The organism is Bacillus sp. FSL W8-0770 (assembly GCF_038008705.1).
Classification (GTDB): Bacteria; Bacillota; Bacilli; order Bacillales; family Bacillaceae_G; genus Bacillus_A; species Bacillus_A cereus.
Genome location: NZ_JBBOZR010000001.1, coordinates 4,984,264 through 5,009,205 on the forward strand (window position 1 = coordinate 4,984,264; position 24,942 = coordinate 5,009,205).

A 24,942-nucleotide genomic window follows, 5' to 3' on the forward strand; every position below is an offset into this window, starting at 1 on the left:
TACTTTTATCTTATTAACTTCTCTTTAGGTAGTTGCATCCAATCCCCAAAAATTTCATCATATTTCTCCGGTGAAAACTTCTCTAATCCAGACCCTGGGTAAAATGTCAATTCCCCAAAATATAGATTACCATTAACCTCATAAAAATCTACTCTAACAAACGGAAAATCTTTTGATAATAGCTCTGCGAATTCAATCATTTGATCATAGTTTTTAGGTTTATTGATTTTCTGACCGCTATTTGGATATTGTCTGGTAAAAGGCATTGGATTCCAGTTTAAATCATAAAAATCAACGTTTAGCCCTTCTTTTGTACCTCTATTTAAGCAAACAAAAGAACATTGCACCTTCCCATTAAAACATAAAAATTTATAATCCTTTAATTCTTCATTAGATTCATCTAACATATATTTTTCACATATAATTCTAGGTTTTACGTTTTTATATGGCCATTCCCTTTGCAGATAATAATAATTTCTTTTTAAACTTCTATTAATCTTCCTTTCTGTGCTTTCCATATCCAATGCATTTTTATCTTTGCATACTACCAGCCCACCAGAATCATGAGTACACTTTAGAACAAATTGCCTAGGTAATTTATCAAAATCTATATCACTAAATTTCTCATATACTCCTAGTAATGGAATTAAGTATCTTTCTCCGATAATATTAGAAATATATTTTCTCACCTCATACTTATCTACTAATTGAGTATATAAAGGGTTTCGATCATATAATTTTAGCCATTGAAGTTTTTCATTGAAAGTAATTGGATTCTCCATATCCAAATTTTTATCCATTCTTGCTCGATAAATCCATTTTAAATAAATCTCATCTGGGATACTTTTTAACATTCCTCTTTCCCCTAAATAAGAGGCTAATTTATATGGATTTTTTATCGTCTTATATATGCTTTTATAATTAACCATTTTTTCAACTCCTTATATTACTAAGATTATCCCTCCGTTTAATCTTTTATTTTAATAGTGAGACATCCGCTTCATTTTTCCAATTTGGCTTTAAAGCTAGAGCCAACAATATGTAATTTGGATACCATTTATAACTAACTAATCCCCAATCAATTATAAACATACATATTAATAACGAAATACAAAATAAATAATATCTTTTTTCCTCTAAACTTTTCGACTTTCTTCTTCTATCGTTAGCTTTTAAAATAACACTTATATAAAATGAATAATATAATAATAAACCTACGATTCCATTATTAACTAATAACTCTATATAATTATTATGAGAGTATGTTTCCTTTCCTACTTCTTGAGCATATAAATATCTAAAATTTTCTATACCATGCCCTAATAGTGGTCTTTCTTTAAAATAATCCATTCCATATTGAATCATATTTTTTCTAGTATGATAGGAACCTTCATTACTTGACTCATGTAAAAAGATTTCTTGATACATACTTTCAAATCTCCATCCAATATTTTCATATAAAATATCAATTTTAAATAAAATATTATAAAACAATACTGATAATAGGGTGGCTAAAATTAGTGACACAAAAAAATACTGTATATTTTTCTTTAAATTAGATTTCATCCCCATTAAAAATATATTAATAAACATAGGAATGAAGCATATTAACAAACCCTTTCTTGATCCTGTTAATAGAACTGCTGTTAACATCACTAACGCAAATATTAAATGTTTATAATTACGCTGATAAAAAACCTTATAAACCCCAAAATTAAATGCCAATCCTATTAATAATGCTACTGCATTCCGATTTCCAATACTCTCTTCTAATACTTCAGAAGCATAGTATCTCCCCTCTAACAACCTATTGTAATCAGTTAAAGAAATAACATATACACTTAGAATCAAACCAAAAATAATAAACCAACTCATAAATATGTATAATCTTTCTTTAGTACTTAAAATAAGTGGCAAAACAATTACTAACATTAAACAACATGTTAATGTCAGTAAATTCCCTATAGTCACATCATTCCTAAAACCATATAAACCTGAAGCTCCTGCCAGGATTAAAAATAAATAAAAAATATATATATTTTTCTCAAAACTTATACTTTTATTCTTAACAAAATAAACCAACGATATCATCATTATAATTAAGAATTTACTATAATAAATACCTTCTTCTGACATATCGGCAAATACGGTAATCAAAAAGATAATAATTAAAATAAATTCCAAACCATATATTCTCTGTTTTCCATTACTGTAAATTAATTTATTTATCATTTTAACCTACCTGACATTTTATTAATCCGTTTCATTTGTACTCAATCCTTCAAATCCATGTCAAAATACAATAATTTTTCATTTACTTATCATATTAAAATTAATTTCTACTGACACATTCTTCTATAGTAGAATTACAAAACTTTTCACTTTAATTAACAAGGTTTTCAAATAAAACCTCCTAAAATAATTTTTACCGCAGAATTTCTCATTGTTTCGCTACCATCTGCATATAATCATCCCAGGATTTAAAAACTTTATCTGCGGAATTAGTGAGACAAATATTTTTTGCATTTTTAGCAATACTTGTTGCACTCACTTGATTGTTTAAAACTAGTCTCATTTGATTTACTAAATCTTCGACATCTTCCACTTTAAAAAGGAGCCCGTTTTCCCCATGTTTAATTAATTCTCTAGGCCCTCCTGGGGTACAGTCTGCTGATATACATGGTATCCCTAAAGCCATTGCCTCCATTAATGCATTGGGCATCCCCTCATAAATAGAAGGCAGTACAAATAATGCTGCTCCATATATTTCATCCATTATTTTTTCTGTAGTTCCCATAAGCTTAATTCTATTTTCCAAATTTTTTTCTTTTATTAATAATCTCAAATTTGATTCTAAAGAACCTTCTCCATATATTTCTAAATTATAATTAGGAAATTCCATTGCTATTTTGGAGAAAGCGTTGATTAATAAGGCATGATTTTTTTGACTACTAAGCCTCCCAATGCTAACAATTCTATTATCACGCTCTTCTTTAAATGGATATGCATCATAACTAATATATAAAGGATTGTGAATTACCTTGGATTTTTTCTGTATATCTTCTGAGAAGTACGCTTTTGCTCCTCCCGATTGAAATACGAATCCATCTAATTTTGGAAAAACAAAATCTCTTATTTTTTTTAAAGTAGAGCCATATTCAAGATTTGGATCATTTCTTTCTGAATAGATAAATTTTATCCCTTTACTATTAGCAAACTTGTAACCATAAAAAACTGGATGTAACCAGAAAGAAATTATTACATCTGGACTATATTTTTTGATAACACTTAATGTATTTTTCATAACTTTAATATGTGTCAAAATTTTATTTCCTTTAAAATCAGGGAAATAATGATATTTAACCCCTTTATCAATTGGATAAGCTACATGATTACCTAAAAGTGATACTAAATGCACATCATGTCCAAATTCAGAAAAGGAATTTGCTAGCATAATCATTGACTTTTCTGCACCACCAAACGATTTTACACCGTCATTAGACCTTAAAAAACCTAGTATAAGAACTTTCATAACTATTTTTCTCCTATATTAAATATATGACTTTCTTTTATAATAATAAATTAACATTTTATTATATCTCTAGAATATTCATGTATTATTGTCACTGAGGATTATTAAATATTTTTATCTAACTATTAGACAATAATTCAATAGACAGTTTAGATATTTCTGACCAGCTATAGTTTTCCTTTACAAAATCTCTAGTATTTTTCACATATGAAGCGGGATTATTTTTATAATCTTCAATAGCCTTTAAAATAGTTTCAGATATTTCATCATATTCTGTTCCCCAGCCTATGTTATTTTCTTCAATCATTTTTTTAACATTTGTTCCATTTGTTACTATACAAGGATTACCATAAGAAAGAGCTTCTAATACCGTAATGGGGAAACCTTCATATCTAGAGGTTAATATCATTATATTAGATTCTTCAAACACACCCTCTTTCTCTTTACCATACACAGGTCCCTTATATTCAAGTTCTAAAGTTTCAAATTGTCGAATATAGTTATTGACGGCTTCAATTTCTTTTTGAGATCCTACACCATAAAAATAAATTGAAAAGTCCCTTTTTACACCATCAAGTTTTTTTAATTCCTGAAATAGTAAGTCTAGACCTTTATGATTAATGTCCATTCTACCAATAAAGAATATTTTCAACTTTTCTTCCTGACTTTTTTCTAATTCCCTATAATTAGCATCTATACCATTAGGAATAATAAGATCATTCTCAGTTCTATATATCGATTTGTCCATTTCTGCTTGATTTAAAAATATATAACCATGTGCATTTTTTATTAGCCCTTTAAATAAGGTATTATTAGCAATATATTTTTTGATTTTCCCTTTCTCTTGAGCTGTTTTCATAAACGAGCTATGTGGCTGTATAAAATATCTATACTTATGTGAGCTGAGAATTTTCATAACTTTAACATACTCTATAAAATACAAACCGTGAAAAACGGTAACATCTGGATTGTAATCTTTTATAAATTCTTCTATTTCATTATAATCACTTCTAAAATGAAAGAAGTTTGATTTCAATTGTGCCACTTCATTTTTCACCGAAAGAACTAGGGATTTGGTACCTATAATTTCATTTTGATGTTTTACTAACTTTTCTAAAACAACTGGAATTCCACCGTACTTATTTAGATGGGTCGCTGTTATATGAAGTACTTTCATGCTTTCTCACCCTTTATATAATCTTTTTAATTTTTTTAGCTGGAATTCCACCATACATATACCCAGACTCTAACAAACTATCTGTAACAACTGAACCAGCTGCAACAATTATATCATCTGCAATATTTACCCCCGGAAGGACAGTTACATTTGCACATAACCAAACATTCTCTCCAATGATTACTTTTTGGTCTTTATGGACTTTTCTAATCTTGTTTTCAGCCCAATTATTAGTATCATAGCCTGTTGAAAGTATTGTAACACCATAGGATAAAGTAACATTCTCTTTTAATATAATTCCTCCAGCCCCATGCATAAAAATATTCTCATTTATTCTCACTTTTTTTTCTATTTTTATCTTTTCTCTCTTAATCAATTTAGGAATTCCATATAAAATTGCTCCTTGCTTATACAATTTATAATTGATTAACTTGTATATAAATATATATATCTTTTTTATAACTTTACTTAATAGTTCTATCATCCTAATTCTTTAACCACCAATCCTCTTATAGACAATAGCATCTAAGCATTTTATTTTTTGGAAGTTCTCAAAAAGTTTTGATAAATCCATCTTTGAAATGTAATTGGCATAATATAGATTAAAATCTGCATAATACAAATTTTTGAAAAATCACCAAAACTCGAAAACCCTTCTCTGAAAGCATGATAACGAATATTAATTAATGACTTAGTATTAAGCCAATTCTTTCTTCTTTTATAAGTTTCATCTTCAAACCTAAATAGTAATAAAGAGTGATTAATATTTTTACCCTTACATCCATTCATTAACATTCTTAGCCATAAATCTGTATCTTGATTCTTCCTTAAATCCTTATATCCACCCAAATCTAATATTTTCTTTTTTTTATACATCACAGTTGGATGATTAAATGGGTCCCTTTGTTTAGCATAGCGATATATATCTTCATTAGTTCCAGGAACTGATCTTGTACAAATTATATTATCTTCATTTCCCACAAATTCATCTACATCACATCCAACGATATCTAGATCTATATCCTTTTTAAATTCCTTCAATTGCAATTCACAGCGTGTACTAAGGGATATATCATCGGCATCCATTCTAGCTACAATATCATTTTTACACACTTTAAGCCCCTCATTTAGCGCTAATCCTAAACCAACATTTACCTTCAAATCAACTTGTTTAATTACTGATGGGAACTCTTCGTCCATTAAATCTATAACATTTTGTAATTCCTCAGTAATTGGTCCATCTTTCACGACAATAAAGTCGTTAGTTAAAATACTTTGATTTAATATACTTAACATACTCTTTTTCAAATAACTTGGATTATCATTTTTATAAACAGTCATTAATACACTATAATTCATGATCCCGCTCCTAAAATATTTATTACGTAAAATAAAAAGATAACTAAAATTAAATAGTTATCTTTTTATTTTATGAGTTCCTTTTATTAATACCACCATAACACCATCAATATTTCTAATCTTTCTTAAAAACAGCTTTTAAAGTTTTAATCATAGTTTTTATTTCTCCAGTAAAACTAAATTTTTTAATACTGTTTAAATTATATTTCATTTTCTCTGGTAGAACTTTGTTAATATACGTAAAATCAGCATCGGTTGCTTTAACCAAAAGCTTTTCTTCATCCTTAAATTGAATACTAGCTTCTGAAGTTATACCAGCTGGCAATAAAAGTGTAGCCATCATTTCACTATCGTATCTTTCTACATATTTGACTACTTCTGGCCTTGTTCCGACAAAACTCATATCCCCCGCTAGGATATTAAATAATTGTGGAAATTCATCGAATCTATACTTTCTTAGTATAAAACCAATCCTCGTTATCCTATTATCATTTTTAGTAGTTACTTGTGCACCGATTTTCTCAGCATTTTGAACCATTGTTCGAAATTTGAGTATCTTAAATTTTCTCCCATACTGTGTAACTCTAACTTGTCTAAACAGAATAGGTCCCCTAGAATCCAATTTAATAGCAATCCCTATAATAATTAACAAAGGCAAAAGTATTACTATAGCAAAAATAGCAACTATAATATCAAATATTCGTTTAAAAAGCAGACTAAACCTTTTTTTATATAATATATTATAGTACTTTCTAACAGCATCCCTTTTTATATCATCCGGTAAATCTTCCCATTTCTTTAATATCAATTTGCTATTCATCCTTTCTCTACTCAGTTCACCGGAATTATATTAAAATACCGTCCAAAATTTCTTTTAAAGAATTACATATATACTCTACATCTGTATCACTTAGTAACGTATGTAAAGGGAGCGTAATCTCATTTTTATAAACTTTGAAGGCATTAGGATAATTTTCAATATCAAATCCAAGTTTTTTATAAGCCGTCAACATTGGTAAAGGCTTATAATGAACATTAGTAGCAATCCCCATATTAGCCATCTTCACAATAATTTCATTTCTCTCAGCCTCACCAATCCAAGGTATTCGTGCCAAGTAAAGATGTCCCGATGAAGTAGATTCCTCTCCATAATGTTGTAAACTTTGAATTCCAAGTGGTAGTAATAATCTATCGTACATTTCAATAATTTCACGACGTCTTTGCATAAGTTTCTCATATCTATTTAATTGAACTAACCCAATGGCTGCCATAATATCTGTCATATTACATTTATAAGCAGGATAGACAATATCATATTCCCATGCACCCTTTTGAGTTTTAGCCAAAGCATCTTTAGATTGACCATGAAGGCTGTATAACATAAATTGCTTATAAACCCACTCATCATCCAATCCTGAATCATTACGCCAAACTACTCCGCCGCCTTCAGCTGTTGTCAAATTCTTTACTGCATGGAAAGAGTAACAAGTAAAATCTGCAACTTGTCCACATTTCATACCGTTTCTCTCTGCTCCAAATGCATGGGCTGCATCTGTCATTACAATTATTCTATTAAATAACCTTTGAATATCATTATTAGGTTTAAATAATTCTTTTTTACTCTCCACTACTTCATATATAGCATCGTAATCACACATTTTCCCAGCAATATCAACAGGAATAATAACCTTTGTTTTCTCTGTAATTGCCTCAGCAAGTTTTTCATAATCCAGCTCGAAAGAATCAGGAGCTGTATCAACTAATACAATTTTTGCGCCCACATGATCTATAATAGAAGCAGATGCTGTATAAGTATACGCGGAAGTAATAACCTCATCTCCAGGACCAACACCTAAAATGCGAAGTGTTAATTCCATGGCTGCCGTTGCTGAATTCAAACATACCGCCTTATTTACCCCTATGTATTCAGCTATTCTTTTTTCTAATTCCTTCGTTCTAGGTCCCGTTGTAATCCAACCAGATTTCATCGCTTTTACAACTTCTTCAATCTCCCCTTCTGTAATATCTGGTGGAGAAAATGGTATATTTCTTTTTTCTCTATTAGTCATTTAATTTTTCCTCCCTATATTTAATTTTATCTTTAAATATAAAATAAACACTTAGACTAATTAATTGGTAGCATACGTATTTATTTGCTCTTACGTTCAAATGGGCATCTGATTTTTATTGTTTGCAATATCTAATAATCGTTCTCTTATTTCTCCTTTATTCATCCCTTCAAAATCATTCATAAACTTCATTAAAATATCTTGATCTATTAAAACAGCTTTCCCTATATGAATTTTAGGGAATATTTGTTCAGGATGAATTTCTCCTTCGTTTAGGAGCTCTTCATACATTTTTTCCCCTGGTCTTAACCCAGTAAATTCAATTCCAATTTCTTCAATAGAGTAACCTGAAAGGGTAATTAAATTTTTAGCTAAATCTAAAATCTTAACTGGATCCCCCATATCTAGTACAAATAATTCCCCACCTCTTGCTAAAGTACCGGCCTGAATAACTAACCTAGAAGCCTCAGGTATTGTCATAAAATAACGAATCATATCAGGATGAGTAACTGTTACAGGTCCACCTTTTTGAATTTGTTTCTTAAACAGAGGAATTACACTTCCCCTACTTCCAAGAACATTACCAAATCTAACTGCAACAAAACGTGTACTATTACTAACAGATGCCATATGCTGCACAATCATTTCTGCAAATCGTTTTGTAGCTCCCATTACATTTGTCGGATTTACAGCTTTATCTGTAGAAACCATAACAAATGTATTCACTTTAAATGTATCTGCCGCTTCAGCAACATTTTTTGTTCCGAAGATATTATTTTTCACAGCTTCTTCAGGGTTACGTTCCATTAAAGGAACATGCTTATGTGCCGCAGCATGATATACGATATATGGCTGATGCTTTTTCATTATTTCAAAAATCTTATGTCGATCTTGTACATCAGCAATTTCTGTTGTAATTTCAACTGTATCTTTATAGGTAACTCTCATTTCCATTTCGATATTATAAATGCTGTTTTCACCATGCCCTAAAAGAACAATTTTAGCTGGTTTGTATTTCATCACCTGACGACAAATTTCTGATCCAATTGATCCACCAGCACCTGTTACTAAAATTGTTTTACCTGTAATCTTCTCTCCAATTCCTGCATCATCTAGCTTTATTGGCTCTCTTCCTAATAAATCTTCCACTTGTACATCACGGAATTCATTAACAGAGAGTTTTCCATCTAAAAGATCTTCAAGCATCGGTACAATTTGTGTTTTCGCCTTCGTTTTTCTACACTTCTCAAAAATCTCGTTTATTTGCCCTCTATTTAATGAAGGGATTGCGATAATAATATGTTCTATATTATTATCTTCTACAATTTCTTGAATATGATTTGTTGTACCAACAACCGGCACATTATAAATCTCCAATTTTTGCTTATTTCTATCATCATCAACAAACGCAATCGGATACAAATCTGCTTCTTTATTATGTTGTAATTGACGCACTACCATCGTTCCTGCTGAACCAGCACCGATAATTAATGTTCGTTTTTTATTAGTAGCTTTTGTAATATATGTATCACGGAACATACGCCATACGAAGCGAGAACCGCCGATTAATAATAAATGTAGCATCCATGCGATTGCTAAAATCCGAACATAAATATCATGATTTATAATTTGTTGAACAATTGCTGTTACTAAAATTGATAGCGTAATCGCCTTAAATATTTGCTTTAGCTCCCCAATACTTGCATATTCCCACGCCTTGTTATAAAGCTTATAAATAGCAGCAAAAATATGATGACTACACAATAATGTAATAGAACTAATAACTACTGTTGTAGGAATTTTGCTTAATACATTTGGATGTATAAACCAATAACTTAAATACACGGCAGTTAATACTATAAATGAATCTAATAAAATTAATAATGAGAGCCGTTTTCGATAACTCAATATACATGTTCCCTTCTTTATATAATTGACATCTTATTGATAGTAAAAGGACTTGCTCCCCTATGCTTGTACCTTTTCTTTTTGTACAAGTTCATTCATATATTTCATCAATTCTTCTTTCAGTTCTTCATGCTGAAGTGCCATTTCAATCGTTGTCTTAATAAATCCAAATTTCTCTCCAACATCATAACGAGTTCCCTCAAAATTATAAGCAAACACACGTTGAATTTCATTTAATCGTTGAATCGCATCTGTTAATTGAATTTCACCGCCTGCACCTGTCTGTTGATTCTCTAGGAACATAAAGATTTCTGGTGTTAATACGTAACGTCCCATAATCGCTAAATTTGATGGTGCTGTTCCTTGAGCTGGCTTCTCCACAAATTGACGCACTTGATAACTGCGATCATTTTGTTCAATCGGATCAATAATACCGTAACGATGTGTTTCGTTTTCAGGCACTGTTTGTACACCAATAACCGACGACTGTGTACCTTCATATTGATCCATTAATTGACGTAGACATGGCGTTTCTGCTTGGACAATATCATCACCAAGTAATACTGCAAATGGTTCATTTCCAATAAACTTACGTGCACACCATACTGCATGACCTAAACCTTTCGGCTCTTTTTGTCTTATGTAATGAATATTAATTTTTGAAGAAGCTTGTACCTTTTCAAGCATTTCATATTTCCCTTTTTCTAAAAGGCTTTGCTCTAGTTCGAAGGAATGATCAAAATGATCTTCAATTGCACGTTTTCCTTTTCCTGTTACAACAATAATATCTTCAATTCCTGATTCTATTGCTTCTTCTATTATGTATTGAATAGTCGGTTTATCTACGATTGGTAACATTTCTTTCGGCATCGCTTTCGTTGCTGGTAAAAATCTTGTCCCCAGTCCAGCAGCTGGAATAATTGCTTTTCTTACTTTTTTCAAATCTAGTACCCCCAAAAATAAATTATTATATTTTCATGTAGCAATAACAAAAACCCTACCTATGGAGTCATAGTTATAACCCCATAGGTAGAGTTTCTATTACAAATAAATTATGGGCATCTAACCCAACCTCACGCCATACTCCCGACGACAAGCGTCTAAGGTAGGCACGAAATAAAATTTCTACCCACAGCACGACCGAGTGCCCCCATTGATAAAGGTTAGGAGACATCACCCATTACTTATTTAAAAAATACCGAACAATTTTTTGCGTCGAATTTGTTCTGGATCTTCTTTGTAAATTGCCTTCCCGCTAATTAATAAGTACGGATTTTCTTTCAAATCACTCATAACATTCATTCCGAATTCTTTCTCAATTAATTCATAGCTTTCTGCTAAATGAAATCCTCTTGAAGTTGTGTTATGTGCATCTGAAGCGACCATATGTGTTAAATTATGTTCTACAAGTTGAAATGAAAACTTTTTAATTTTTTTACCGAACTTCCCTAATAAACTACCTGCTGTCACTTGTGTTAATGCACCTTTATTTACAAGGTTATATAACTTATCTGGCCGCTCGATTAACTCGGCATTACGTTCTGGATGAACGATAATTGGAATCATTCCCTTTACACGTAATTCATATAATAATTGTTCGGTATAACGAGGTACGTGATTTGATGGAAATTCAATAAATATGTATTTATTTGTTTCATTTAAAGTAACGATTTTACCAGCCTCATAGTCTTCTAATAAATCACCATATAACCTGACCTCTTGCCCCGGTAAAATAGTAAGTGGGATATTATGTTGTTGTAGTTCATCATTTAGTTGTTTTACGTGATGAATAATTGAGGTACGTTCATTTACATATTTTCCATTTTGATGGTGTGGTGTAGCAACAATGGTATGTATTCCTTCTGAAACGGCTTGTTGTGCCATTGCTAAACTATCTGTTACTGTCTGTGCACCGTCATCGATACCAGGTAAAATGTGACAATGTAAATCTATCATTTGTTTCATCCTCCCTCTCTCCTATAAAGATCTTTTTTCCCTTGAATATGAGATATTGCTCATATTCAAGGGAAAAAAGGAGATATGTTTCTACCATATCTCACTTTAAAATTAGTTTGCACCGTAGTAATAATATAAGCCGTTTTCACGTTCACGATCGTTTAGAACAACACCTAACAATTTACCTTTTGCAGACTCCAATAATCCTTTTGCTTTTACCGCTGTTTCTTTCTCTGTTGATTCACTACGAACAACAAGAATAGAAGCATCACATACATTTGCCATAATTTGCGCATCGGTTACAGCTAAAATTGGCGGCATATCAAAAATAACTAGATCGTACATACTGTATGCTTGTCCAAGAAGTTCTTTCATTGACTTTGAACCTAACAATTCAGCCGGGTTTGGTGGTATTGGACCACAAGCTAAAAAGTGTAGATTATCAACTAATGTTGTTTGCACACATTTTTCTAAACGTTCACTATGTGTTAGTACGTTCGTGAGTCCAAAAATGTTATCTACTTGGAACATTTGATGCATTGCTGGTTTACGCATATCTGCATCAATTAATAATACTTTTTTTCCTTGTTGAGCAAAAACAACTGCCATATTCGCCGTCGTTGTTGTTTTCCCTTCACTTGGGTTTGCAGACGTGACCATTAATGAATGTAAATTCGTATCAATAGCTGCAAATTCAATATTCGTTCGAATATTACGATATTGTTCTGAAATTGGTGATTTCGGTTGTTGATGAGCAATTAATTGACGACGTTGACGATGATTCTTTTTCTTTTTAAATAAATTAAGAGCCAATTGTTTGTCCCCTCACTTTTCTTGATGATGAAGTATGTACTGACCTATTTATTTGCGTTTCTTCATCCATACGCGCTACAACGCCCAGCACTGGTAAACCTAATAAGTTCTCTACATCTTCTTCTTTTTTCACTGTGTTATCTAAAAATTCCAACAAAAATACCAAACCAAACGCTGCCATTAATCCAACAATAAAAGCTATTGCAATATTTAGCATAGGAACTGGTTTTATTGGTGATTGATTCTCCATAATTTCAGCTTTTGATAATACAGTTACATTATCAACACTCATAATTTTTGCAACTTCACTTTTAAATATCTCCGCTATCGTATTTGCAATATCACGAGCTACTTTCGGATCATTATCTTGTGCAGTTACTGTTACAACTTGCGAATCTTTTTCATTTGTTACTTCAATTCTTTTATTCAATTCTTGTACAGGTATATTTAAGCCCAATTTTTCTTTTACTTGTTCTAATATAACTGGGCTTTTAATAATAACCTTATATGTATTCGTTAATTGAATATTGGTTTGTACCTCGTTATATTGAATCACTGCACCTTCTTGCTTCTTCTGGTTAACAAGAATTTGCGTCGAAGATTGATAGATTGGTGTCATGAAGAAAAAGCTAATGATGGCACTTACAATAGCTGCACCAAAGGCGATTACGAGGATCATTGCTAAACGTTTTTTTAAGATATGAAATAACTCTTTTAAACTAATTGTTTCTTCCATAAGTTCCTCCAACTTTCTAAAATTTACACATAGGAAAAATTATAACATATAAATCTTACATTTTTTATTTTTAATAATTCAGTTCTATATTTGTTCACAAGAAACAAGTTTAATCTTACAAAATAATCGTAGATATGACAACACATTCCAATGATTCCCCAAAAATTTTATCATATCATGCTTTTTACAATGTATAACTTGATAAATAATTATCAGAAAACAAAAAAGCCAACAAAAATTTTTGTTGGCTTTTTCATATTTTAGTAATAACCATACTGCTCTTTTTCTTCTCTTTTATCGTTCAAAACAACACCTAGTAGTTTGCCTGATGCTTTATCTAATATTTGTTTCGCTTTTACGATTTTATCTTTTTCTGTCTTTTCACTTCGTACAACGAGTACGATTCCATCACATTTATTCGCTAGTATTTGTGCATCTGTAACAGCAAGGACAGGTGGTGTGTCGATTAATATAATATCAAACATGTTATATGCTTCTAGCAACGCCTCGTCCATTACCCGGCTTCCTAATAGTTCTGCTGGGTTTGGCGGGATTGGACCTGCTGCCATTAAGTATACGTTCTCTATATCTGTTTTTTGAATGCATTGCATAAGTTTCGCTTGTCCTGATAATAAGTTTGTTAATCCATTTGAACTATGAATGGCAAATAAGTTTTGTATCGTCGGCTTACGCAAGTCAGCTCCAATTAATAAAACTTTCTTTCCTTGCTGTCCGAAAACAACTGCTAAGTTTGAGATTGTCGTTGTTTTCCCATCACCTGGATCGGCTGAAGTAACAATAATAGAACGAACATGATTATCTACAGATGTAAACTCAATGTTTGTACGAATGTTACGGTATTGTTCTGTAATACGCGATTTAGGCTCTTTATGTGTAATTAATTGTCGTAATGGTTTTCTTTTCTTTCTCCCGAACATATTCATAATCTCCTTTTGTGAAATGCGACATTTCCCTTTTCTCTCTCTTATGCTCGATTTCATACGTCTAATTAATATTTTTGCTGATTTCCCCATATCTCATCATAATCAATAACATTCTAATTTGTCTTACTTAAGTACCTTAACAATATGACAATGCCCTTATTTCTTTATTACCTTTATCACTTATCCTGTTTTCTAGATAAATAATAAAGTAAGTATATGGTAATTACCATCTATTTACAAGTAATTTTCTGATTAGTTTGTACATTATCGTTTCATCGTTATATAACAGAAATTAAAAAATCCCCTTGTCTTTTCACAAGGAGATTTTTTTAGTACTATCTATTCTTTTTTATCACCAATCGCAAATGTAATTTCTGCCTCACATGCAACTTCACCATCTACTGTTGCGATTGCTTTTCCTTTTCCAATCGGGCCGCGTACGCGTGTCATTTCTACTTCTAGACGAAGCTGATCACCTGGGCGTACTTGTTTTTTGAAACGGCAATTGTCGATACCTGCAAAGAAAGCAAGTCTCCCGCGGTTTTCTTCTTTCTTTAATACTGCAACTGCTCCGACTTGTGCTAATGCTTCTACAATAAGTACACCAGGCATAACTGCATAGTCAGGGAAGTGTCCGTTAAAGAATTCTTCGTTTGCGGATACATTTTTAATCCCAACCGCTCTTTTTCCTTCATCTACTTCTAATATTTTATCAACAAGTAAAAATGGATAGCGGTGAGGAATGATTTCTTTAATTTGTTCTATATTTAGCATGTAACAATCGCCCCTTTTGTAATATTGGTCTTACCACTTGGACATATTGCTATTATCCCATTTTGTTTATTGTTTGTCATTACAAAGTAACATTTTATATTTAGCACAACTTCCTAAAAAAAATGCACACACTCTATTCCATTAAAATAGTTGCACATTTTTGCAACTGACACGGAGGTGGAAAAGAGTGTATGCCCAAATTAGGGAAAGGCAATATGTATTGAAACATTATTTGCCTTAATGTCGTATTCGACTCATTATATTATAAACGTTTTCAATTAAGGAAATATTAAATTTAACCATATATATGAATATTTTACCTGTTTCCTTCATATTTCTCTATTTTCCTTCCATTTTCGCAAAAAAACAAAATAAAAAAATATAAAAACGAAAAAAGAACTAAGGCATTAGCCTTAGTTCTTTCAAATCATCTCAAAGCACGCTTTGGTAATCTGTCGATATTCTCTAACATAATACCTGTACCAACCGCAACGCAGTGCATTGGGTTTTCAGCAATTAATACTGGTACTTTTAGTTCTTCTGCTAGAAGCATGTCGATACCGTGTAGTAAAGCTCCACCGCCTGTTAGAATAACACCGCGGTCGATGATATCTGCAGATAGTTCTGGTGGTGTGCGCTCTAATACGCCTTTTGCAGCTTGTACAATAACAGCTGCATTTTCTTTTAATGCTTCTGTAATTTCTTCAGAGCATACTGTAATTGTACGTGGTAAGCCTGTTACCATGTCACGTCCGCGAATTTCAAGCTCTTCGCTACGTGCACCTGGGAATACTGTACCAACTTTAATTTTAATATCTTCTGAAGTACGTTCTCCGATTAATAGCTTATACTTACGTTTAATATAGTTTAAGATCTCCATATCAAACTTATCGCCAGCCATTTTGATAGAGGAAGAGGTAACAATATCACCCATAGATAGTACAGCGATATCTGTTGTACCTCCACCAATATCAACAACCATGTTACCGCTTGGTTGGAAGATTTCCATACCAGCACCAACTGCGGCTACTTTTGGTTCTTCTTCTAAAAATACTGTTTTACCACCTGAACGTTCAGCAGCTTCACGAATTGCTTTTTGTTCTACTGATGTAATATTTGTTGGACAACAAATTAAAATACGCGGTTTTGAAAAGAAGCTCTTTACGTCCAATTTGTTAATGAAATACTTTAACATTGCTTCTGTAATTTCGAAGTCTGCGATTACACCATCTTTAAGTGGACGAATTGCTACAATATTACCAGGCGTACGTCCCACCATGCTTCTCGCTTCTTCACCTACTGCTAATACTTTACCACTATTACGATCAATTGCCACAACAGATGGCTCATTTAATACAATACCCTTACCTTTAACATGAATTAATACGTTAGCCGTACCTAGGTCAATTCCGATATCTCGCGCAAACATTCCCGTTTTTTCCTCCTCGATATTCAAAATCAGGTTACACCCGAATTCTTTTCACCTAATTTCTGATTTTATCATAAATTTAACAGAAACGTAATATTCGCAAAAAGAATTCTTCTGAAAAATATTACCGAATGTGAACGGAATGTTTGCTACTGTAACATTATTGACGTACAGGCTTCTCTACATCTTCTTTTCTATACTTTTGTTTTGTTGCTTCTCCCCCTCTTAAATGACGAATAGACTTATGATAATCAAGAATTTCTTTCACTTCATTTGCGAGCTCTGGATTAATCTCTGGTAGACGTTCTGTTAAATCTTTATGGACTGTACTCTTTGATACCCCAAATTCCTTTGCAATGACACGCACTGTCTTTCTTGTCTCCACGATATACTTACCAATCTTGATAGTTCTCTCTTTGATGTAATCGTGCACACCACTCGCCTCCCTAATTTGGATGTGAGAAGGGTGAAATGAGCCTCGCTGCATACGACTAAGAAGTAAGTGTGAGTGCTGTTTGTAAGCGTTAAACATTCTTGGATTTATAATGAAATGATTCACGATTTCTCACCTCAAACACTCTCTTTGCTTTGGTTTATACCATTGTATTGCCCGCACTACTGATATATGCTACATGTTCACTATTTTTGCGGACTAAGTTAAGAAAAATTACGTTTTTTTGTGAGAAATACGTTAAAACTGACTATTATAGCGAAAAAAAATGACACCTTATATATAAGGTGTCATTCTTCTCGTTCCAATTCTTCTTCTAACAATTGATGGTGGGGAACCTCTTTCTTACCGGCAATGTAATAATATAAAGTGAATAAAACAAACAATAAAATAATAGCAGTCGACAGAACAAACAAAAATGACACAGTATCCCCTCCCTTTTGTAATATATATTCGAGAATCTCGTCATTTTTCCTTGTTATTGCAACTTTTTTCTCGAAATTGAGTATTTTTATATAAAAATAAAAAAATCAGCTCCCCTAGTGGGAACTGATTTTTTCACTTTCTTATTCTTGTGAAGAAGAATCGTTAGATGATTCTGTAGAACCATTTGTTGATTTTTCTTCTTTCTTCGGTTCTTCTTTTTTGTCACTAGTTGAACCGCTTGTTGATTTCTCTTCTTTTTGAGACTTGTCTTCTGTTTTACTTTCAGGTTTCGTGCTCGTTGACTTCTCTTCTTTTTGAGATTTGTCATCAGCTTTTTTACCAGAAGCATTCGTAGCCTTTGCAGCACCTGCATCAGCTTTAATTTCTGTTACTGATTTATTTAAGTAACGTTCAGGGTTCACAGCCACATTGTCTTTACGTACTTCAAAGTGAACGTGAGAGCCTGCCTCTTTATTCATTGCACTTAGACCGGATGTTCCTAATACTTCACCTTGTGCAACTCTTGCACCTTTTTCTACTTTCACACTGCCTAAGCTTTGATAAGATACCGCTACACCATTTCCACTATCAACTGTTACAACATAACCAAGAAGTGAATCTTTTTCAGCTTTCGTTACTGTACCACTTAAAGCAGCAGCAACATTGAATTCTTTTCCATTCTTCGCAGCAATGTCAATTCCTTTATTCGGGGAATATGTGTTGTTATAAAAGACAAGTGCTTTTTCTTGTTCCGCCTCAGTTGCTGCATCTTCATAGAATTTCTTCTGTACGACTACTTCCGCATTCGCGGCAGCTGGCATTTTCACTACTTCTGAAGATTTTGTTACTGGTACTGCTGGATCTTCCGATTGTGTATACGGTGTTGCTTGATCGTGGTTTGGAGTCTTCTTCGGATTAGCTCCTTGGAACCATAGCGCAACCATTAAGATTACCGCTGCACAAGCAATGTATAGTGCCGGAAACACCCATCTTTTTTGAAATAAATGTACTACCTTTTGCGACTTTTTATTATTTCTTCCTCGCATTCCATCATCACCTCAGCAATCATTTTGAACAATATTCACGTATCCTATACAACGTATAACTAATTACTTTTCGACAAAATCTGTAAAAATATGTATGAGAATTGCAAAATTTCCGAGGAAATGATAGAAAAAAGAAAAAACTGAGCGTTTCGGCTCAGTTTTTAGTCTAATTGTTTCTTTTTATATACGATTAAACATACAAAGAGCGATATAATAAGCCAAACTGCAACATTTAATACATGCCCACTAATACTACTAAATCCCGCCCCACCTACTAAGCTGTTAAGTGCTTTCACAATATGAGATGTTGGAAGATATCCAATCATCGTCTTAATTACTTTATTTTCAACCATTGGCTCAAACTGTACAGCCAAATACATCGTCATTAATATCGGCATTCCAATTATTGATGTTTGTGGTACAGATGCAGCTAACAATCCAATCATTGTTCCAATCACAATAAATAGAATTGTTCCACATAAGAAAATAAATCCTAGCAATAATAGATTTCCACTGAATTGATCCAAAATGAATAAGTTCACAATACAAATGCCCAATGTCAAACATACTGTTAATATACTTTTTCCAAGTAGAACTTCAACCGAAGATGCCGGTGATAGCATTAATACACGCAATGTATGCTTTTCTTTTTCTTCTGCAATTACCATAGATTGAACAAAGCCTGCGACAAATAGGAAGGCCGTTATAGTAGTAATGCCTAACATTTCCTTTCCCACTCCAAATCTGCTAAACAAAAATGAAAGTATAATTGGTAAAAATGTCATTAACAACACTTGTGAATTTGTCTTAAAATCTTGTACTTCTTTTCTAAAAATAGCTGATATACGTCTCATTGAAAATGTCATTATAATCCCCTCCCAGTAACTTCAATAAAAATATCGCCTAAAGTTGGTTCGTGTGAATGAATGGATAGTAATTCTCCTTTGTTCATCCATTCTGAAATACGTTTTGCACCTAATTCATCTTTTTGTACCGTTTCTTTCTTCTTATCCTTTAACACGACTTGTATTTGATCTTTCGCGTATTGTAAGCGAAGGTTCTCCGGTGTATCAAGTGCTACAATCTCTCCGCCACACAGGAAGGCAATGCGGTTACAAAGCGTTTCTGCTTCGTCCATGTTGTGAGTCGTTAAGAAAATCGTCGTTCCTTCTTTATTTAAGTCTTTTAAGATTTTATGAATATTTTGTACGTTTACTGGATCAAGTGCAGATGTTGGTTCGTCTAAGAAGAGGATATCTGGTTTATGAAGGATTGCTCTTGCTAGTGTGACGCGTTGCTTCATTCCCTTTGATAATTTTTTTACTGGTGTTTTTTTATCATCTAATAAATTCACTTGTGCTAGTACTTCATCGATTCGTTCTTTTTTGCAATCGTATAAGTCACAAAATAATAGTAAGTTATCATAAATGCTAAGTCTTTCATATAAGCCGCTGTTATCTGTTAAAATACCAATTCGTTTGTAATCGATGCTACTTGGTCCTGTAATATCTTTCCCTAATACTCTTACCGTTCCAACACTATGAAGCAATTGAGAAGTTAAAATTTTTACTGTTGTCGTCTTACCAGATCCACTCGGTCCAAGGAATCCGAATATCTCTCCTTGCTTCACCTCAATATTTACATTTCGAAGTGCCGTTTTTCCACTGAAACTTTTCATTACATCTTTCATTTCAATTGCCAATGTCATTTCTTCATCCCCTTTGTTTTTCTTCTTTATAGATGAAAGTCGCTTTAGCGCTTTTCGTTCGTTTGTTTCGCTTTTCTTGACTCAATCATATGAAAAACAAAGGGTAGGCGCATTAAAATACCGGTAAAAGGAGTATTTTTACCGGTGAATGAATCGCATGTTGAGCTTATTGGAGCACTTTTATAGTCCAATAACACCTTTTAATTCATCCATTCGTCCTTTTGAAAGCGGGATTGAACTTTTTCTTTCGTCGTCTAAAATTAAGCTAAAACTGTTACGAGTCCAAGTAATCACTTCTCGCACTCTTTGTAAATTCACAAGATACGAGCGATGACATCTAAAGAAACCAAAACCTGTTAACCTTGCTTCTAGTTCGCTTAATGTTAAAGCGCATACGAAATCCCCTTCACGAACGTGAATATGTGTTACTCCGTTTTGTGTTTCAATGAAATGGATTTCCATCGGATCAAGTAAAATGATTTTATCGTTCACTTTCGCAGGTATTCTTTCTAACTTCATTTGCGGAATCATTTGAACGACCTTCTCTTCATCGACTTCTTCTGCTTCCTCTTGTTCAATTTCTACTTTTTTCACACCATCGTTGTTTAATATGTATACATCCTCTGTTAACGAAAGGGCATCCGATAGGAAAGATGACGTAATAAAAATTGCTTTTCCTTGCTCTTTCATTTTCATAATCGCTTTTCGAATAATAATCGTACTCTCTGTATCTACATTTTGCTCTGGCTCTTCCAAAATGACTAAATCCGGATTATGAATCATCACTCGCCCAATATGAAGACGACGTTTCTCTGAAAATGATAGTTTTTCTATTTTAACGTTTAACTTATCTAAGAGACCAACATATTGTACAACTTCTTCCGTACTCATATTTGATTCATAAAGCCCCATTAAAAACTTAAAGTATTCCTTCACCTTCAAACGATCATATGCTTCATCCTTCAAAAAACAAAAGCCTATGCGGGAATAATTTTTCTTTCCAATTGCTTCCCCTTCAAACAGTACATTGCCAGTTGAAGCTTCTTCTTCACCAATAATAATGCGGTGTAACACTTTAGCTGTATGATTATTGCATTGCAAAACAATACATTGTCCTTTTTCAACCTTTAGCTCCATTTCCGGTAACTGGTTCGCCTTCCCTAACTGTTTCAACTCTAGTAACGCCATTTCATTTCCCCCAAATGCCTTTTTATCCTATTATATCAAACAGTTAATGGAAAATTATGATATTTTAAACAGAAAAAAATAGGTGCCAGAGTTCTGACACCTATTTCTTCACCATCAGTTTTCCTTCATAATCATTCATCGTCTTTATTTCAACGCCTTTATAGTAATGAGCGACGATATCTGTATATTTCTTTCCTTCCGCTGCCATGCCGTTCGCCCCGTATTGACTCATACCAACGCCGTGACCGAAGCCTTTCGTTGTAACGATGATTTTATCTCCTTGTTGTTTCCACGTGAAATCAGAAGAACGTAAATCTAACTTTTCACGAACTTCTTTTCCTGTTAATGTTTTTCCTTGAAAAGCTACATCCTTTACGCGCTTTCCTTCCGTAAGGTCTTTAATATTTCCAACCTTCCCGTCTGCTAGCACTTTCACACCGAGACGTTTTTGAAAATCAGCTACTGTAAATGTTTGCTCGCTCGTAAACTTTGGAGAGGCTTGATCCCACGGACTATCTACACTTTTCAAGTACGGATAATCATTTCCCCAATAGTCAGCTGCATTTTCTGTTCGGCCATTACTCGTTGAAAAGAAGGATGCTGAAATTGGTTTTCCATCATAAGTTAAAACTTGTCCTGCTGTTTTCGAAACGGCTTCTTCGATTTTCTTCAAATTATTTTCGTAGTTATTGCCCCATTGCTTCTTCAATTCATCTTTGCCTTTGTACACTTGATCTTTCACCGTATCTGTCACGTCCGCATTATTTTTCTTTCCTCCGCTTAGCATACGTTGTACTACAAATGTTCTCGCTGCTAATGCCTGCGCCTTTAGTGCCTCTATTTCAAAACTGGCATTCATCTCAGAAGCTACTACACCTGTCACATACTCCTCCACTGGTAATGTTTCTACCTTCTTCTGTTTTTCGCGATATACAGCAACTTGAACAGCTGTATCTGCTTTTCCTGGAGCTGGTATGCTTTCTATCGCTGGAGGAGTTTTAGAGGCCGTTTCTTCCCCTACTTTTGCTTTCGCAAATGGAATAACAAGGGCTGCAGGTACAATGATAACGAGCGCTATTAAGAGCGCTACTGTAATAAAAAGTGGCTTTGAAAATTTCATCCTATTTTCCCCCAATATAAAAGCTTTACTCCATTCATTCTTATGGAACAACTCTTTTTTTTAGAACATACTTAAGGGGAAGAGTATAAAACAGAAATTTTCTAAATATTTTTACTGGTACGTGCATAAGTATAGAATTTATTGACTATAACAGTAATAACCCAAAAAAATAGCCCCTATGTCAAAAGACATAGAGACTATTTCAATTAAGCGTGAAGATCAGAAACTTCTTGTTCTTTCACTTCTTCTACTTTTTCGTTTACACGTTCAATAGTTGCACCTAATGCAGCTAATTTCTTATGGAAGTTTACATAGCCACGGTCAAGATGTTTTAACTCAGTTACACGAGTATAACCTTCTGATACTAAACCAGCTAAGATTAATGCAGCTGCAGCACGTAAGTCAGTTGCTGCTACTTCAGCACCTTGTAAACTGTTTGGACCGTTCATAATAACAGAACGACCTTCAATTTTAATATCAGCATTCATACGACGGAATTCTTCAACGTGCATAAAGCGGTTTTCGAATACCGTTTCTGTAATCATGCTTGTTCCATCAGCTTGTAGTAATAATGCCATCATTTGTGATTGCATGTCTGTTGGGAAACCTGGGTGAGGCATAGTTTTAATGTCAACCGCTTTTAACTTATCTGGGCCGATAACACGTACACCTTCGTTTTCCTCAATAATTTTAACACCCATTTCTTCCATTTTCGCTGTAATTGAGCGTAAATGTTCAGGTACAGCATTTTCAATTAAGATGTCTCCACCAGTAATTGCTGCTGCAACCATGAATGTTCCCGCTTCAATACGGTCAGGAATAATAGAGTGGTTTGCACCATATAATTTATCAACGCCTTCGATACGAATCGTTCCAGTTCCAGCTCCGCGTACTTTTGCTCCCATCGCATTTAAGAAGTTAGCTAAGTCAACGATTTCTGGTTCTTTCGCTGCGTTTTCAAGAATTGTTGTCCCTTTTGCTAATGTAGCTGCAGACATAATGTTTTCTGTCGCGCCTACGCTTGGGAAGTCTAAGTAGATTTTAGCTCCTTTTAGTTCTCCCTCAACATATGCCTCAACAAAACCGTTACCAACCTGTACTTTTGCTCCCATTGCTTCGAAGCCTTTTAAATGTTGGTCAATTGGACGTGAACCAATTGCACATCCACCAGGAAGTGCAATACGAGCACGACCGTTACGTGCTAATAATGGTCCCATTACTTGAACAGATGCACGCATTTTACGTACATATTCAAATGGTGCTTCAATGTTTAGTTCTTTAGAAGAATCGATTGTTACTTGATTATTTTCAAATACGACTTCAGCATTTAAATGACGTAATACCTCATTAATTGTGTATACATCAGACAAAACTGGTACTTCAGATAGTACATTCTTTCCATCACTCGCTAATAGGGCTGCAGCGATTATAGGTAATACAGCATTTTTTGCGCCCTCAACACGCACTGTGCCGTTTAACCGCTTTCCGCCACGGACGATGATCTTTTCCAAATTATTCCCCTCCGTGTCCTTTTTTCAGTATCTATTCACTCAATACTCAGAAGTTATGATCGGTGTGCCAACCACAATTGTATCTTTGTTGTCTGTAGAACGTATTGCTATTTGCACATTTATTTTCTCTCTATTTGTTGAAAGAGCGTCATCCCACTTTTTATTGTATGCGGAGACTGACACAAATGCTCTTTCTTCTACTTGTTCGATCGCTCTTGCTGAAAGATCTTTCAAAACCTGATTGGTTTTATTTTGCAAAACACCTTCAATCTTATCATTCAGTACACCTTGAACACAAGTGTAAATTATAGGTTTTTCACTAAAAATTTTATTCATGTTTTGAACATACTTCGGGTCCCATTTCGCCCCACTTACTTCAAAGATAATGAAAGTGTTTTCTTTAGTATTTTCTTTACTCCAAGTTACTACTACTCGTTCTTCATAAGAAGAAAGCTTTTTATAGGATGTAGCTTTATATCCATCTGGAGATTGCTCTACTTCCCACTTTTGAATATTTGCCTTTTCCTTCACATCGTTTAACAACTTTTGAAACGTATGTATGTTAGAAATTGTTTTTGTTTCTCTCGCTAACCATGACCATTTTTCTACTTTAGCATCATTTTTCTCTAAAGCCTTGATCATGCTCTCCATTTTCTGTTCATCGCTTATCGGTTTCATCTCTCTATATCCAACCAAAAATAAAACAACACTAAGTGCAACAATAAGAATGGCTTTAAGCTTCAATTTCATCCCCTCCTATCCCCATTGTTAACGGAGATTTGAGGTTCTATACAC

General features: G+C 33.3%; 25 protein-coding genes. All 25 read right to left on the bottom strand.

Translation table 11 applies throughout. The annotated features are described in order from the left end of the window. Positions 1 to 5 precede the first annotated feature (5 nt). Complete coding sequence (locus NST27_RS25735; RefSeq protein WP_000248742.1) at positions 6 to 929, bottom strand: ATP-grasp fold amidoligase family protein; 924 nt, start codon at positions 927 to 929, stop codon at positions 6 to 8. Between the two features lie 46 nt (positions 930 to 975). Beyond that, the gene (locus NST27_RS25740) at positions 976 to 2,232 is read right to left on the bottom strand and encodes an O-antigen ligase family protein (RefSeq protein ID WP_000608755.1); all 1,257 of its coding nucleotides are present in this window, start codon (positions 2,230 to 2,232) and stop codon (positions 976 to 978) included. Between the two features lie 208 nt (positions 2,233 to 2,440). Continuing rightward, positions 2,441 to 3,532 (bottom strand): glycosyltransferase, encoded by a 1,092-nt coding sequence (locus NST27_RS25745; protein ID WP_000866087.1) that lies wholly within the window; start codon positions 3,530 to 3,532, stop codon positions 2,441 to 2,443. A gap of 118 nt (positions 3,533 to 3,650) precedes the next feature. Next, positions 3,651 to 4,709, bottom strand: a complete 1,059-nt coding sequence (locus NST27_RS25750) for a glycosyltransferase family 4 protein (RefSeq protein ID WP_047387242.1) — start codon at positions 4,707 to 4,709, stop codon at positions 3,651 to 3,653. A gap of 13 nt (positions 4,710 to 4,722) precedes the next feature. Then, positions 4,723 to 5,193, bottom strand: coding sequence for an acyltransferase (locus NST27_RS25755; protein WP_000571564.1), 471 nt, complete (start codon positions 5,191 to 5,193; stop codon positions 4,723 to 4,725). A 50-nt stretch (positions 5,194 to 5,243) separates the two neighbouring features. Continuing rightward, positions 5,244 to 6,068 carry a glycosyltransferase gene (locus tag NST27_RS25760; protein WP_001109949.1) on the bottom strand — a complete coding sequence of 275 codons (825 nt, stop codon included), beginning with the start codon at positions 6,066 to 6,068 and terminating at the stop codon, positions 5,244 to 5,246. 115 nt (positions 6,069 to 6,183) lie between these two features. After that, positions 6,184 to 6,888 carry a sugar transferase gene (locus NST27_RS25765; RefSeq protein WP_001986911.1) on the bottom strand — a complete coding sequence of 235 codons (705 nt, stop codon included), beginning with the start codon at positions 6,886 to 6,888 and terminating at the stop codon, positions 6,184 to 6,186. Between the two features lie 25 nt (positions 6,889 to 6,913). Further along, on the bottom strand, positions 6,914 to 8,137 hold the full coding sequence (locus tag NST27_RS25770) for a DegT/DnrJ/EryC1/StrS family aminotransferase (protein WP_000184725.1): 1,224 nt from the start codon (positions 8,135 to 8,137) through the stop codon (positions 6,914 to 6,916). A 96-nt stretch (positions 8,138 to 8,233) separates the two neighbouring features. After that, positions 8,234 to 10,045, bottom strand: a complete 1,812-nt coding sequence (locus NST27_RS25775; RefSeq protein ID WP_000122135.1) for a polysaccharide biosynthesis protein — start codon at positions 10,043 to 10,045, stop codon at positions 8,234 to 8,236. Positions 10,046 to 10,105: 60 nt separating this feature from the next. Continuing rightward, positions 10,106 to 10,987, bottom strand: a complete 882-nt coding sequence (gene galU / locus NST27_RS25780; RefSeq protein WP_000757793.1) for a UTP--glucose-1-phosphate uridylyltransferase GalU — start codon at positions 10,985 to 10,987, stop codon at positions 10,106 to 10,108. Positions 10,988 to 11,233: 246 nt separating this feature from the next. Beyond that, entirely contained in the window at positions 11,234 to 12,001 is a 768-nt protein-coding gene (locus tag NST27_RS25785) for a tyrosine-protein phosphatase (RefSeq protein ID WP_001986993.1), read from the bottom strand. Between the two features lie 111 nt (positions 12,002 to 12,112). Beyond that, positions 12,113 to 12,814, bottom strand: coding sequence for a CpsD/CapB family tyrosine-protein kinase (locus NST27_RS25790; protein ID WP_001207148.1), 702 nt, complete (start codon positions 12,812 to 12,814; stop codon positions 12,113 to 12,115). Continuing rightward, on the bottom strand, positions 12,804 to 13,550 hold the full coding sequence (locus NST27_RS25795) for a YveK family protein (protein WP_000393152.1): 747 nt from the start codon (positions 13,548 to 13,550) through the stop codon (positions 12,804 to 12,806). Before NST27_RS25795 ends, NST27_RS25790 begins: the two co-directional genes overlap by 11 nt. A gap of 260 nt (positions 13,551 to 13,810) precedes the next feature. Beyond that, positions 13,811 to 14,488, bottom strand: a complete 678-nt coding sequence (locus NST27_RS25800) for a CpsD/CapB family tyrosine-protein kinase (protein WP_047387249.1) — start codon at positions 14,486 to 14,488, stop codon at positions 13,811 to 13,813. Positions 14,489 to 14,833: 345 nt separating this feature from the next. Continuing rightward, positions 14,834 to 15,268, bottom strand: coding sequence for a 3-hydroxyacyl-ACP dehydratase FabZ (gene fabZ / locus NST27_RS25805; RefSeq protein WP_000931959.1), 435 nt, complete (start codon positions 15,266 to 15,268; stop codon positions 14,834 to 14,836). 427 nt (positions 15,269 to 15,695) lie between these two features. Then, positions 15,696 to 16,697, bottom strand: coding sequence for a rod shape-determining protein (locus tag NST27_RS25810; protein WP_000457978.1), 1,002 nt, complete (start codon positions 16,695 to 16,697; stop codon positions 15,696 to 15,698). Between the two features lie 160 nt (positions 16,698 to 16,857). Further along, positions 16,858 to 17,130 carry a sporulation transcriptional regulator SpoIIID gene (gene spoIIID / locus NST27_RS25815; protein ID WP_000544012.1) on the bottom strand — a complete coding sequence of 91 codons (273 nt, stop codon included), beginning with the start codon at positions 17,128 to 17,130 and terminating at the stop codon, positions 16,858 to 16,860. Between the two features lie 308 nt (positions 17,131 to 17,438). Further along, positions 17,439 to 17,573 (bottom strand): hypothetical protein, encoded by a 135-nt coding sequence (locus NST27_RS25820; protein WP_000008903.1) that lies wholly within the window; start codon positions 17,571 to 17,573, stop codon positions 17,439 to 17,441. A gap of 141 nt (positions 17,574 to 17,714) precedes the next feature. After that, positions 17,715 to 18,620, bottom strand: coding sequence for a M23 family metallopeptidase (locus tag NST27_RS25825; RefSeq protein WP_001214926.1), 906 nt, complete (start codon positions 18,618 to 18,620; stop codon positions 17,715 to 17,717). 161 nt (positions 18,621 to 18,781) lie between these two features. Continuing rightward, entirely contained in the window at positions 18,782 to 19,486 is a 705-nt protein-coding gene (locus NST27_RS25830; protein ID WP_047387252.1) for an ABC transporter permease, read from the bottom strand. Further along, positions 19,486 to 20,328 (bottom strand): ABC transporter ATP-binding protein, encoded by an 843-nt coding sequence (locus tag NST27_RS25835; protein WP_000170864.1) that lies wholly within the window; start codon positions 20,326 to 20,328, stop codon positions 19,486 to 19,488. Before NST27_RS25835 ends, NST27_RS25830 begins: the two co-directional genes overlap by 1 nt. Positions 20,329 to 20,508: 180 nt before the next feature. After that, entirely contained in the window at positions 20,509 to 21,516 is a 1,008-nt protein-coding gene (locus NST27_RS25840) for a LytTR family transcriptional regulator DNA-binding domain-containing protein (protein WP_047387254.1), read from the bottom strand. A gap of 100 nt (positions 21,517 to 21,616) precedes the next feature. Then, a complete protein-coding gene (gene spoIID / locus NST27_RS25845) occupies positions 21,617 to 22,636 on the bottom strand; it encodes a stage II sporulation protein D (protein ID WP_000672648.1) in 1,020 nt (339 codons plus the stop codon). A gap of 206 nt (positions 22,637 to 22,842) precedes the next feature. After that, the gene (murA, locus tag NST27_RS25850; RefSeq protein ID WP_000411274.1) at positions 22,843 to 24,147 is read right to left on the bottom strand and encodes a UDP-N-acetylglucosamine 1-carboxyvinyltransferase; all 1,305 of its coding nucleotides are present in this window, start codon (positions 24,145 to 24,147) and stop codon (positions 22,843 to 22,845) included. 39 nt (positions 24,148 to 24,186) lie between these two features. After that, a complete protein-coding gene (locus NST27_RS25855) occupies positions 24,187 to 24,891 on the bottom strand; it encodes a YwmB family TATA-box binding protein (RefSeq protein WP_000767916.1) in 705 nt (234 codons plus the stop codon). Positions 24,892 to 24,942 lie beyond the last annotated feature (51 nt).